Annotated in this window: 14 protein-coding genes and 1 pseudogene; 6 read left to right on the top strand and 9 right to left on the bottom strand. The window is 68.2% G+C overall.

Going from position 1 to position 12225, the window contains the following annotated elements:
- From ACYCUK_RS20960 to ACYCUK_RS20945, 4 genes and pseudogenes are all read right to left on the bottom strand, one after another.
- Positions 1-257 (bottom strand): annotated as a pseudogene (locus ACYCUK_RS20960) (hypothetical protein); the annotation flags it as partial.
- 254 nt (positions 258-511) lie between these two features.
- Positions 512-688, bottom strand: a complete 177-nt coding sequence (locus ACYCUK_RS20955) for a helix-turn-helix domain-containing protein (protein ID WP_461596576.1) — start codon at positions 686-688, stop codon at positions 512-514.
- Between the two features lie 250 nt (positions 689-938).
- Positions 939-1103: a sigma 54-interacting transcriptional regulator gene (locus ACYCUK_RS20950; protein WP_461596575.1), complete on the bottom strand. Its 165-nt coding sequence runs from the start codon at positions 1101-1103 to the stop codon at positions 939-941.
- Positions 1103-1306 (bottom strand): hypothetical protein, encoded by a 204-nt coding sequence (locus ACYCUK_RS20945; RefSeq protein ID WP_461596574.1) that lies wholly within the window; start codon positions 1304-1306, stop codon positions 1103-1105. The genes ACYCUK_RS20950 and ACYCUK_RS20945 overlap by 1 nt, the downstream gene beginning before the upstream one ends.
- 253 nt (positions 1307-1559) lie before the next feature.
- On the opposite strand from ACYCUK_RS20945, the gene ACYCUK_RS20940 reads away from it, so the two are divergent.
- The 5 genes from ACYCUK_RS20940 (at position 1560) to ACYCUK_RS20920 (ending at position 6889) form a co-directional block, all read left to right on the top strand.
- Positions 1560-2081 (top strand): DUF2380 domain-containing protein, encoded by a 522-nt coding sequence (locus ACYCUK_RS20940; RefSeq protein ID WP_461596573.1) that lies wholly within the window; start codon positions 1560-1562, stop codon positions 2079-2081.
- Between the two features lie 220 nt (positions 2082-2301).
- The gene (locus ACYCUK_RS20935) at positions 2302-3417 is read left to right on the top strand and encodes an NADH:flavin oxidoreductase/NADH oxidase (protein WP_461596572.1); all 1116 of its coding nucleotides are present in this window, start codon (positions 2302-2304) and stop codon (positions 3415-3417) included.
- Between the two features lie 211 nt (positions 3418-3628).
- Positions 3629-5053 (top strand): circularly permuted type 2 ATP-grasp protein, encoded by a 1425-nt coding sequence (locus tag ACYCUK_RS20930; RefSeq protein WP_461596577.1) that lies wholly within the window; start codon positions 3629-3631, stop codon positions 5051-5053.
- Positions 5054-5101: 48 nt separating this feature from the next.
- A complete protein-coding gene (locus tag ACYCUK_RS20925; RefSeq protein WP_461596571.1) occupies positions 5102-6064 on the top strand; it encodes an alpha-E domain-containing protein in 963 nt (320 codons plus the stop codon).
- 81 nt (positions 6065-6145) lie between these two features.
- Positions 6146-6889, top strand: a complete 744-nt coding sequence (locus tag ACYCUK_RS20920; protein ID WP_112487542.1) for a peptidase — start codon at positions 6146-6148, stop codon at positions 6887-6889.
- A 176-nt stretch (positions 6890-7065) separates the two neighbouring features.
- On the opposite strand, the gene ACYCUK_RS20915 is transcribed toward ACYCUK_RS20920, so the two are convergent.
- The 4 genes from ACYCUK_RS20915 to ACYCUK_RS20900 all read right to left on the bottom strand — a co-directional run bounded on the left by ACYCUK_RS20915 (position 7066) and on the right by ACYCUK_RS20900 (position 11148).
- A complete protein-coding gene (locus ACYCUK_RS20915; RefSeq protein ID WP_461596570.1) occupies positions 7066-8733 on the bottom strand; it encodes an alkyl hydroperoxide reductase subunit F in 1668 nt (555 codons plus the stop codon).
- A gap of 154 nt (positions 8734-8887) precedes the next feature.
- The gene (gene ahpC / locus ACYCUK_RS20910; protein ID WP_461596569.1) at positions 8888-9451 is read right to left on the bottom strand and encodes an alkyl hydroperoxide reductase subunit C; all 564 of its coding nucleotides are present in this window, start codon (positions 9449-9451) and stop codon (positions 8888-8890) included.
- A gap of 480 nt (positions 9452-9931) precedes the next feature.
- Positions 9932-10357: an alternative ribosome rescue aminoacyl-tRNA hydrolase ArfB gene (gene arfB / locus ACYCUK_RS20905; RefSeq protein ID WP_461596568.1), complete on the bottom strand. Its 426-nt coding sequence runs from the start codon at positions 10355-10357 to the stop codon at positions 9932-9934.
- A gap of 2 nt (positions 10358-10359) precedes the next feature.
- Positions 10360-11148: an SDR family oxidoreductase gene (locus tag ACYCUK_RS20900; RefSeq protein ID WP_461596567.1), complete on the bottom strand. Its 789-nt coding sequence runs from the start codon at positions 11146-11148 to the stop codon at positions 10360-10362.
- 64 nt (positions 11149-11212) lie between these two features.
- Between ACYCUK_RS20900 and ACYCUK_RS20895 the strand changes: the two genes are divergently transcribed.
- Positions 11213-11467 carry a hypothetical protein gene (locus tag ACYCUK_RS20895; protein ID WP_461596566.1) on the top strand — a complete coding sequence of 85 codons (255 nt, stop codon included), beginning with the start codon at positions 11213-11215 and terminating at the stop codon, positions 11465-11467.
- Between the two features lie 183 nt (positions 11468-11650).
- Here ACYCUK_RS20895 and cynS read toward each other — a convergent pair whose 3' ends face one another.
- On the bottom strand, positions 11651-12094 hold the full coding sequence (cynS, locus tag ACYCUK_RS20890) for a cyanase (RefSeq protein ID WP_461596565.1): 444 nt from the start codon (positions 12092-12094) through the stop codon (positions 11651-11653).
- Between the last annotated feature and the right edge of the window lie 131 nt (positions 12095-12225).

The raw sequence follows: 12225 nt of genomic DNA, 5'->3' as shown, positions 1-12225 counted from the left end.
GCGCGGGCATCGGCGCGGGCCGTCAACGCCGGCGCGACTGCGGCTGACGCCTGTGCCGGCACCGTCTGGATCAGGCCGCGTTCGAGCAGGTTGGCGAAGGCCTGGGAGTCGAGCCCGCTTGCGCCCAGCATGCCCAGCAATTCGGCCTCGCTCCTGGCGCCGTCCACCAGCAACAGCAGCGTGCGCAAGGGGCGGGGCAAGTCCGACTGGCGGTTGGCCAGTGTCAGACGTCCGGCAGCAGTTTTTTCGTAAGTCATGGCATACACGCAAAAACGGCCCCGACAGGGGCCAAGAACATCCCGGAGGATGCGGGAGAACGCATGTGAAAACGCCGCGCCGCTCCAAGTTTTCTCGGCGGGCCCAGCGCAGAGTATGCGCCGAGGCCATGCGCACCCCCCTCGGGGAGATGCCGCAAGGCCGCAGCCTGGGGGGCGCTTTCAACAAGGATGGGCTGGATGATGCGACAAGTCCGACACGATGTCACGCTTGGGCTGGCCTGCCTTGCAGGCTGTCATTTCGTTCGGGGTGCGAGGATGCCCAGGCGGTGCATGCGCCGGTACAGCGTGTTGCGGCTGATGCCGAGCGCTTCGGCCGCGTGGCTGATGTTCCAGCGATGGCGTTGCAGCAGCGCGGTGATGTCGGCATGCCCCACGCCGTCGTCGTCTCCGGCAGGCGCGGGGGGACGCATGCCCGCGGCCTGGGTCGGCAGCGCGGCAGTCGGCACGGCAGCAGGCGCGTGTCTGCCGGCCCGAGCCGGACTGCATCGGCGGCAGCGTCGCGGCCGAGGTGTTCCGGCGCAGGCTCCAGGGCAATTGCTCCAGGCGCAAGGTGCCGTCGGACGCCAGGGCCAGCGCCGTGCGCGCACTCCATTGCGCAGCTCGCGGATATTGCCGGGCCAGGCGTAGGCCGGCAGGCAGTGCCGGTGAAGGCGCCGGCCTCTAGCCGAACAGCTCGCTCTCGGCCAGGGTTTCCGGCATGGCGGCGCAACACATGGCGATGAAGGGCTTCTTGCCCCGGTGGCTGCGCAGGTGGATGGCCTTGGCCAGGGTGCCCTTGCCGGTGCCGGTCGCACCCTGCAGCAGGATGTTGATGCCCTTGTTCATCACCTGCTCGGCGCACCAGATGTGTTGTAGGCCATCACCGGGTCGCGTTCGCTCTCCACCGGGTAATCGGCCGTGTCCGCATGCGGGTTCGCCTGGGAAGCCGCACCCGGCCGGGACATGGTCGTGGCTGCGGCCTCGTCCGCGCGCCCGTGCATGGCGTCGTGCGCCATGCCCACCAGTTCGGCGCGGCTGTGAAAGCGCACGATCCAGCTGTCCTTGAAGCTGCTGGCAAAGTAGAGAGCTGAAACTCTGGATTCGGTTCCGGCTCGACGCGGCGGGCGATGAATGACGCTGACGCAACGACATGACTGACAACGGAGGCCACCATGCACCGGGACCATTCCCCTTGCACCGCGCGCCGCGCCAACCCAAGCTGTGCCAACCCATGCCGCGCGGACCCGGGCCAGGCCCTGGCCGGGGTTGCGACGGCAGTTGCTGCGCGTGCTGCAGCCTGGCTTGTCGGCTTTGATCCTGCTTGGCGCCCCCGGCCCTCAAGCCCAGGCGGCAAACTTGCCGAGCAAGCCATCCATCACGGTCATGCCCTTCGACTTGTTCGACGGCTCCGCCGACCAGCGGCCGGCCATCATTGCTGCTCAGCAACGCGCGTTGCTGGCCTTGCCCGGCGAGGTGAACCGGGCTTTGCGCGCAGGCCGCCGCTGGCGCGTGATCGACAACAGCAGGGTGCGCCCGGGCCTGCAGGCCTTGGCGGGCGACTACGCCCCCACCCCACGCGCTGCGTGGCTTTGCATGCTCAAGCTCGGCGAGCAGGCCGGCGTCGACGATGTGGTCGTGGGCCAGTTGCGCAAGGTGAGCGATCTGATCATCGCTCTGCAAGCGGATATCGACGACGTGCGCACGCATCAGGTCGTCGATCATCTGCTGCTCGAGGTCAAGGCCGACAACGCCGCCATGCTGCGCCGCGCCGCCCACAGCATGGCGCGCCGGATCGACCAGTCGAAGGCGTTCGCCACGCCTTGATTCCCCCGGGCGGCTGCTCGCGGTTGCCTCTGCCTGCCGCCACTCTCCACATTCCCGCTGGCCTGCAGACCCTGCGCGGGATGTGGACAATACATCCACCAGTGCGGCGGCGGTGTCTGCCGTCGCCCATCCTCCGTCCCGAATCCCGCGTCCAGCGCTTCAACCGCTTCAACCGCTCGCAACCTCCGCTCGCAACCCTCTTCCATCACGTTCCAGCCCCATGTCCAGCCAACTGTTCTCGCCCTTCCAACTCGGCCCCCTCGGGCTTGCCAACCGCATCGTCGTCAGCCCCATGTGCCAGTACAGCGCCGATGATGGCTGCGCCACCGCCTGGCACCGCGTGCATCTGGGGCAGATGGCGCAAAGCGGGGCCGGCCTGCTGTTCATCGAAGCCACGGCGGTCGAGGCCATCGGGCGCATCACACCCGGTTGCCTGGGCCTGTACTCGGACGCGAACGAACGTGCGCTGGCCGCGGTGCTGGCCGACGTGCGCGGTTTCAGCACCATGCCCATCGCCATCCAGCTCGCCCATGCCGGGCGCAAGGCGTCCAGCGCGCGGCCCTGGGACGGTGGTCAGCAACTGGCGCTGTCCGAAGGCGGCTGGGACGCGGTGGCGCCTTCGGCCATCCCCCATGGGGCGCATGAAGCGCCTCCCGCGGCGCTGGACGAGGCGGGTCTGGCGCGCATCCGCCAGGCCTTTGTCGACGCCGCGCAGCGCGCAGCCCGCCTGGGCCTGCAGGCGGTGGAACTGCATGCCGCGCATGGCTACCTGCTGCACGAATTCCTCTCGCCGCTGGCCAACCAGCGCGACGATGCCTACGGCGGCAGCCTGGACAACCGCATGCGCTTTCCGCTGCAGGTGTTCGACGCCGTGCGCGCCGCGCTGCCGGCAACGGTGGCACTCGGCGTGCGCCTCTCCGCGACCGACTGGGTCGAGGGCGGCTGGGACCTGGAGCAGAGCTTGCGTTTCGCCGCTGCCCTGAAGCAGCGCGGCTGCGACTGGATCGACGTCTCGTCCGGCGGCATCTCGCCGCTGCAGCGCATTCCAGTCGGCCCCGGCTACCAGGTGCCGCTGGCGCGCGCCATCCGCCAGGCCACGGGGCTTGCCACCATGGCGGTGGGCCTCATCACCGAAGCGCAACAGGCCGAGGCGCTGCTGCAGGACGGCAGCGCCGACCTCGTCGCCCTGGCCCGCGCCATGCTGTGGAACCCGCGCTGGCCGTGGCATGCCGCCGCGTCCCTCGGTGCCAGCGTCAAGGCCCCCGCACAGTATTGGCGCAGTGAACCACGCGCCGCACGCGGCGTGTTCACCAACGCCCACATGGGCCAACGCTGAGCACGTTTGCGCGCCGCGCGAAGGGCCTGCCGGCCTGCAAGCCGGCAGCCTCCGAGCGACTGGATGGAGCGGACCGGCGCCATGCCGGTGCATGCACCGGGGCCGCCCAAGCTGCCCAGACCCTGGCCGCACCAAAGCGGTTCCGGCAGGCCATGCCGGCCTGGCATGGGGCTTGCTGGTTCCCTGCATGAAGACAGCGAGCGAGGCGATGATGCGGGCCTATTCCGAGTGCAACGGCTTCGATGATCCGGCCGCCGCCGATGCAGCCCGTCCGGCGTGGGCCCGGCTCACGCGCTGGATGCGCGACACCGGCATGCCCGCGCTGGCCGCCAAGCAGGAGGAGGCGCGGCTGGCGTTCTACCGCGAGGGCATCACCTTCGCCGTGTACGGCGAGGGCGGTGGCACCGAGCGCGCCATTCCCTTCGACATCATTCCGCGCATCATCACCGCCGCCGAATGGGCGCATCTGCAGCGCGGGCTGGCGCAGCGGGTGCAGGCGCTGAACCTGTTTCTGGCCGACATCTATGGCCCGCAGCGCATCATCAGGGACAAGGTGGCGCCGGCCGAGGGCATTCTCGACAACTCGCAGTACCGCGCCGGCATGAAGGGCGTGAAGGTGCCGCGCGGGGTGTACGGCGCCATTTGCGGCATCGATCTGGTGCGCACCGGCGAGCAGGAGTTCCATGTGCTGGAAGACAACCTGCGCGTGCCTTCCGGCGTGAGCTACATGCTGGAAAACCGGCGCATCCTGTCGTGGCTGGCGCCCGATCTGTTCGAGCACCACCGCGTCGCGCCCATCGGCAACTACCCCGATCTGCTCGACCTCACCCTGCGTGAACTGGCGCCCAGCCACACCGACGACCCCACCGTGGTGGTGCTCACGCCCGGGCCATTCAACAGCGCCTATTTCGAGCACGCCTTCCTGGCGCAGAGCATCGGCGCCGAACTGGTGGAGGGGCAGGACCTGTTCGTCGACGCCGGCTTCCTCTACATGAAGACCATCCGCGGGCCGCAGCGGGTGGACGTGATCTACCGCCGCATCGACGACGACTTCCTCGACCCGCGCGCTTTCCGCCCCGACTCCATGCTCGGCGTGCCGGGGCTGTTCGAGGCCATCCGCGCCGGCAACGTGGCCTTGGCCAACGCCGTGGGCACGGGCGTGGCCGACGACAAATCGGTCTACCCCCATGTGCCGGACATGATCCGCTACTACCTGGACGAAGACGCCATCCTGCCCAACGTGCCCACCTACACCCTGAGCGACCCGAAGCAGTGCGCCCATGTGCTGGCCAACTTGGCCGAGCTGGTGGTGAAAGAGGCGCAGGGCGCGGGCGGCTACGGCATGCTCATCGGTCCCAAGGCCAGCAAGAAGGAGCGCGAGGCCTTCGCCGAACGCATCCGCGCCAACCCGGACAAATACATCGCCCAGCCCACGCTGGCGCTGTCCACCTGCCCCACGCTGGTGGACGAAGGCGTGGCGCCACGCCATGTGGACCTGCGTCCCTATGTGCTGCAGGGCTCCACCATCCGCATGGTGCCCGGAGGCCTCACCCGCGTGGCCCTGGTGGACGGCTCGCTCGTGGTCAACAGCAGCCAGGGCGGCGGCACCAAGGACACCTGGGTGCTGCAGGACTGAACCCCGGCGAAACGTTTGATTGGCTTGAACCGACTTCAGGAGAGCCCCATGCTGTGCCGCACGGCTTCCGATCTGTTCTGGATGGGGCGCTCCGCCGAGCGTGCCGAATCCATGGCCCGCATGCTCGATCTGGCCCGCCGTCTGGCCGCCTTGCCCTCCTCGCATGGCGGCCATGCGGCGCACTCGGTCTGGGCCTTGCCACTGCTGTCCACCGGCGGCATTCCGGCCGGTGTCGCGCTGCAGGATCTGAGCCCGCTGGACATGCTCAGCCGCTGCCTGATCGACCGCGACAACCCCTCCTCCGTGCTCACCTGCGTGCAGCTCGCGCGCGACGCCGCGCGCAACCAGCGCTCGGTGGTGCCGGCCGAGGTGGTGGCGCCGCTGCAGCTCATGCTCGGCAAGCTGCGCGCGCTCAAACCCCAGCATCTGGTGAGCGGCGGCCTGGGCCAGGTGATCGGCGAAATCATGGCGTTCACCGACGCCTTTCGCGGCGTCACCATCGCCAACATGATGCGCAACGAGGCCTGGCATTTCCTGCGCCTGGGCAACTTTCTCGAACGCGCCGACAGCGCCGTGCGCCTGTGGACGACGCAGGCCGATCCCGAGTTCTCGCTGGTGCGCGACGGCCCCGACAGTCCGCACGCCGGTTTTCATCGCGTCGCCCTGCTGGAGGCCGCCTCGGCCCTCATGCCGCTGCGCCGCCTGCACGGCGAGCCCAACCGCCAGGGCGTGACCGAGATGCTGCTGCGCCGGCCCGACTTCCCGCGTTCCGCCAGCTTCTGCCTGGGCGAAGCCCAGAGCAACCTGGCGGCGCTGCAGGTGGACATGTGCGAACCCGTCATGCGCCAACTCGGCAAAGCCCTGGCCGGCGTGTCGCATCTCGAACCGGAGGAGGGCGCTGCCGGCATGTTCGCGTTCGGCGCCGCGCGCCAGGCTGACATCAGCGCCGTCGAGGCTGCGGTGGACGAACGCTTTTTCGTCGCGCAAATGCCGCTGCGCCGCGCCGCCTGAAGCTGTACCCTGGGGGCAGTCGTCTTGCGCGCCCCAGCGCCACGCCCGCCCCCGGGCGTCACACAATCCTGTTCCCCCGCCATGACCTACTGCTGCGCCGTCAAACTCAACGCCGGCCTCGTCTTCGCCTCCGACAGCCGCACCAACGCCGGGGTCGACAACATCGGCCGCTTCAGCAAGCTGCACCTGCTGGAGCGGCCCGACGAGCGCGTCATCACCATGCTCTCTTCCGGCAACCTCAGCATCACGCAAGGGGCGGTGGAGCATTTGCACCGCGCCGTGCGCCAGGGCGAGGCGCAGAACTGGACCAATGCCCAAAGCATGGCCGACGTCGCCCAGTTGCTGGGCGAGGCCATGCGCGCGGTGCGCGAACGCGACGAGCCCTACCTGGCCAAGAGCGACATCGACGCCCACGCCTCCTTTCTGCTCGGCGGGCAAATTCGCGGTGAGCGCCCGCGCCTGTTCCTGGTGTATTCCGAAGGCAACGCCATCGAGGCCACGGCCGAGACACCGTTCCTGCAGATTGGCGAAGTCAAGTACGGCAAGCCGATTCTCGACCGCGTCATCCGCCCCGAAATCAGCCTGCTGGACGCCACCAAATGCGTGCTGGTGAGTTTCGACTCGACCATGCGCAGCAACGTCGGCGTCGGCCTGCCCATCGACCTGCTGCTCCTGCCCGCCAATCACCTGCGCGGCGACATGAAGTTCCACATCGACGAGCAGGACGCCTACTGGCGCGAACTCTCCGCGCGCTGGGCCGCTGGCGTGCGCCGCGTCTTCGCCGAGCTGCCGCCGCCGCAGTGGTATCCGGATTCGCAGCAGTAGCGGAGCGGGAGTGCGATCAGCGCGTGTGACGCGGCGCTTGACGCAGCCGTGGCCTGGGCGCGAAGGCGCTGGTCGCCGTTCCCACCGCGCCTGCCGCGATGGCAAGCGCGTGGCTGGCCACGGCTTACAGCCACTGCGGCAACCGCGGCTTCATGGATGCGGGCGGCAGCGCGAACTCATGCGGCCACGGCCTCGGCAGGCTCGGGTATCGGCGTGCGAATCAGGTAGTCGAACGCGCTGAGCGCAGCCTTCGCGCCGTCGCCTGCGGCGATCACGATCTGCTTGTACGGCACCGTGGTGACGTCGCCCGCGGCGAACACGCCGGGAACCGAGGTTTGCCCCTTGGCGTCGACCACGATTTCGCCGAACTTGCTCAACTCCAGCGTGCCCTTGAGCCACTCGGTGTTGGGCACCAGGCCGATCTGCACGAACACGCCTTCGAGCTGCAGATGATGGCGCTCGCCGCTGCGACGGTCGGTGTAGCTCAGGCCGTTGACCTTGCTGCCGTCGCCGGTGATCTCCGTGGTCTGCGCGTGGGTGTGGATGGTGACGTTGGGCAGGCTGCGCAGCTTGCTCACCAGCACCGCGTCGGCGCGCAGCTCGGGGGCGAATTCCAGCAGCGTCACATGCCCCACCAGTCCGGCCAGATCGATGGCCGCTTCCACGCCGGAGTTGCCGCCGCCAATCACGCTCACGCGCTTGCCCTTGAACAGCGGCCCGTCGCAATGCGGGCAATAGGCCACGCCCTTGTTGCGGTACTCGGCCTCGCCCGGCACGTTCACGTTGCGCCAGCGCGCGCCGGTGGAGAGGATGACACTGCGCGCCTGCAAACGGCCGCCATTGGCCAGTTGCACGCCAATCATGCCGCCCGACTCGGTGTGCCCCCAGGGTCGGCCAGCCGACCCGCCCCCCGAGGGGGTCAAGGGCACTTGGGGCGGCCCGGCGTGCCCTTGTGCCGCGGGAATGAGTTTGTCAGCGCGCTGCAGATTCATGATCTCCACACCGTACTGCCGCACATGCGCTTCCAGCGCCAGGCCGAATGTCGGGCCGTCGGTTTTGAGCACGGAGATGTAGTTTTCGATCGCCAGCGTGTCGTTGACCTGACCGCCGAAGCGCTCTGCCGCAATGCCCACGCGAATGCCCTTGCGCGCCGCGTACACCGCGGCCGCCGCGCCCGCCGGGCCACCGCCGACGATGAGCACGTCGAACGGCTCCTTGGCGTCGAGCTTGGCCGCATCGCGCTGCGCGGCGCCGGCGTCGAGCCTGGCGGCGATTTCTTCCACGTCCATGCGTCCGCTGCCGAACAGCTCGCCGTTGCGATACACCGTCGGCACCGCCATGATCTGCCGCGCATCCACCTCGCCCTGATGCAGCGCCCCGTCGATCACCACGGTCTGCACGCGCGGGTTGAGCACCGCCATCAGCGACAGCGCCTGCACCACGTCCGGGCAGTTGTGGCAGCTGAGGGACATATAGACCTCGAAGCGATGGTCGCCATCGAGATGGCGAATCTGCTCGATCAGCTCCGGCTCGACCTTGGGCGGGTGGCCGCCGGTCCACAACAGCGCCAGCACCAGCGAGGTGAACTCGTGGCCGAGCGGAATCGCGGCGAAGCGCAGATGCTGTTCAGCGCCAGACGCGCGACGCAGCGCGAACGAAGGCCGCCGCGCATCCGTGCCATCCAGCCGCAACGCAATCTTGTCGGACAGGCTGGCGATTTGCTCCAGAAGCGCGCGCATCTGCGCCGAGTTCTCGCTGTCGTCGAGCGAGGCCACCAACTCGAACGGCTGCGTTACGCGCTCCAGATAAGCCTTGAGTTGGGATTGCAGGGAATCGTCGAGCATGGCGCGCTCCTGGAGGGAAGGGGATTGGGGTGTGCGCCCGCCCACCTGCGGGCCGAACGGACACAGGTGGATGGACGGGCACGAACGCGGCAACAAACTGCAGGCCCGAAGCAGCATCAGGCCTGCACTGCGCCCGCCCGCAGGCGGAGGTCGATCAGATCTTGCCAACCAGATCGAGCGAGGGCTTGAGCGTGGCCGCGCCCTCTTTCCACTTGGCCGGGCAGACTTCACCCGGGTGCGATGCCACATACTGCGCGGCTTGGACCTTGCGCAGCAGTTCCTTGGCGTCGCGGCCAATGCCGTTGTCGTGGATTTCGCACAGCTTGATCACGCCTTGCGGGTTGATCAGGAAGGTGCCGCGCAGCGCCAAGCCTTCTTCTTCGATCATCACATCGAAGTTGCGGGTCAGCGCGCCGGTCGGGTCGCCGATCAGCGGGTACTTCACTTTCTTGATGGCCTCGGAGGTGTCGTGCCAGGCCTTGTGGGCGAAATGCGTGTCGGTGGACGCGCCATAGATTTCGACGCCCATGGCCTTGAAGGTGTCGTAGTTGTCGGCCAGGTCTTCCAGCTCGGTCGGGCAGACAAAGGTGAAGTCGGCGGGGTAGAACACGACCACCGACCACTTGCCTTTCAGGGCGGCTTCCGTCACCTCGAAAAACTTGCCGTTCTGGAACGCGGTGGCTTTGAAAGGCTTGACTTGGGTATTGATCAGGGACATGACAAACTCCATGGGGATTCGTTGTTGGACTGGGGCTCAAGCCTTGAAGGGGCTTGATGCCATCGTTCTCGTCACAGACCGTTTGGCAAAAACCGTTTCGGTGTGCAACGCAGCAAGAATTTAAGAGATGGGGACGGATCCGTCCAATTCAACGTTTCAATTCGCCTCATGGCAGTGGACTATGCCTAGCGTGACAAGCTGTTCGATGCGTGTCGAGGCCATCAAAAATTTCGCATCGTTTCAACGGCTTGAGCAAGGAAAGTCGCCAATGAACGCGCCGCTTGGGGCACTCTCAAGAGCCTGGATTCGCAGCGCGCTTCGGCTTCAAATCAGCCATCCCCGCTTGATCGATGGTCTTGCTGCACTGCAAGATCAAGCATGGGTCAAGGCATCGGCGAAGTCTGGTTTGCGAAGCAGTGCAGCGCGCGGATGGCCCGTCCTCGGCGCTGGGTGATACCGCCTGCCGCCTTGGCAATGGCTTCAAGCGGATTCGCCTCCGCGCACCCGTCCGCGCAGCCGCTTCACCTCGCCACGCCCCACCTTGGTGTCCACCCGTTTGCGCTGCGAGCTGCGCGTGGGGCGGGTGGGTTTGCGCGCCTTGGGCAGGGTGGCCACGCTGTCCACCAGGGCTTGCAGCCGGGCGATGGCATCGGCGCGGTTCTGCTCCAGGCTGCGGCTGGTCTGGGCCTTGATCACCACCACGCCGTCGGCGGTGATGCGCTGATCGTTCAGCGCCAGCAGCCGCAGCTTGATGGCCTCGGGCAGCGAGGAGTCGGGGATCGAAAACCGCAGGTGCACCGCGTTCGACACCTTGTTCACGTTCTGTCCGCCTGCCCCCTGGGCGCGGATGGCGCTGAACTCCATCTCCTCCTCGCGCAGCGCGACGAGGGCCGCGGCATCGGCCATGCTCACACCACCGTGGGCGTGGCGGCGCCGTCGAGCGACAGCACCGCGCCGCTGACATAGCCGGCGCGCGCCGAGGCCAGGAACACCACCACATCGGCCACCTCCTGCGGCGTGCAAATGCGCCCCAGCGGCAAGGCGCGCTCGCGCTGCGCCAGCAACTCGGCCACCGGCTTGCCGGTCAGCCGCGCCTCGGCCTCCAGGCCTTCCTGCATGCGCCCGGTGGCGGTGATGCCGGGGTTGACCGCGTTCACCCGCACGCCCTGCGCGGCAAAGGCATGCGCCAGGCCGGCGCTGGCCAGCATCAGCGCGGCGTTCGCGGCGCCGCCGGCCAGGTGCACCGGGGTGGCGAGCTTGCCGCCCATGCCGACGACGTTGACGATGGCGCCGCCACCGCGCCGCGCCATGCCCGGCAGCACCGCATCGATGGCGTGGATGGTGGTGAAGTACTTCGCGTCCATCGCCGCATGCCAGTGCGCTGCCGTGAGTTCCGCCGGCGGCGTGCGCTTGGCGGCACCCGCCGAATTCACCAGCACGTCGATGGGGCCGAGCCCGGCCTCCACCTCCCGCGCCATGCGTGCAGCCTGCGCGGCGTCGCACAGATCCACCGCCACCGTGAGCACCGGCACGCCTTCGGCCTGCAGCGCGGCGGCGGCCTGCTTCAGACGCGCGGCGTCGCGCGAGGCGATGGCCACGCGTGCGCCCTCGGCGGCAAAGCGCTGCGCGCACGCCAGGCCGATGCCCTTGCTGCCACCGGTGACCAGGACAACCTTGCCTTGCAAGCCCAGATCCATCGTCGTCTCCTTGTTGTGCTCGACAAGCCGATTTTGCCCCGCCTTCGGCATCGCCGCTGCCGCCATGCCCCTGCCCTCGCGCCCAGAGCGCTCGTGCACGCGCCAAAGCCGGCTTGGCCAGCGCATCGACGAGGCCGAGTCAACCCCGGCAGCGCCCGGCCATCACAGCCGCAGAGGCCCAGGCATTGCCCTGCACGCCCCCGGGACGGCGCCGGAGAAATTGATCGTGCCACTGCACCTCACCAGCACGGCCGCCACCTACGCGCCAATTGGTTTGCGCGTCAACGCCGTGGCCCCGGGCATGGCCGACAGCCGCTGACCGCCGGCATGCTCAAGGTGCCGGCGATGCGCGAAGGCGCGGGCAAGCAATACCCGCCCGGCGGCGTGCGAAGCGCCGAGCACGTGGCGCAGGCCATGGCCTGGCTGTTGCCGGCTGCGGCCTCGCGCATCACCGCCCAGGTCATTGCCGTGGACCGGCGGCCCGGCGGTGCGCGTGGGACGCTCAATACATCTTGTAGGGCAGGAACTTGCCGCTCATGCTGATGTGCACGCGGTCGCCCTTGGGGTCGGGCTCGCGGGTCAGGTCCATCTTGAAGTCGATGGCGCTCATGATGCCGTCGCCGAACTCCTCGTGGATCAGTTCCTTGAAGGTCGTGCCGTAGACGCTGATGAGTTCGTGGAAGCGATAGATCAGCGGGTCGGTGGGCACGGCGGTGGGCAGCGAGCCCTTGTACGGCACCACCTGCAGCAGCTTCACGGCATCGGCGGGGAGGTCGAACAGCCGGCCGATGACGGCGGCCTGCTCGGCGCTGAAGGTCATCTGGCCGAGGCAGCCGGCCGTGACCCATTCCTTGCTCTGGCCCACGGCCTGGGCCACGTCGGCCCAGTTCAGGCCCTTGGCGATTTTGGCGGCGATGATGGCCTCGGTCACGTCATTGCGGGTCATGGCTTCTTATATGGATGCCTCCCGGCGATCAAGTGGCAATTAGCGTTGTGCTGTGAAGAAGTCGGCTGCTGCCTTATATCCGGCCTTGGTTGCAAGCGGCCTGGTTGCCCAGGCGTACTTGCTGGCCCCGA

The organism is Thiomonas sp., assembly GCF_054608695.1.
The sequence above is the reverse complement of the archived record's forward strand: the minus strand, read 5'-3'. Positions and strand labels throughout refer to the sequence as shown.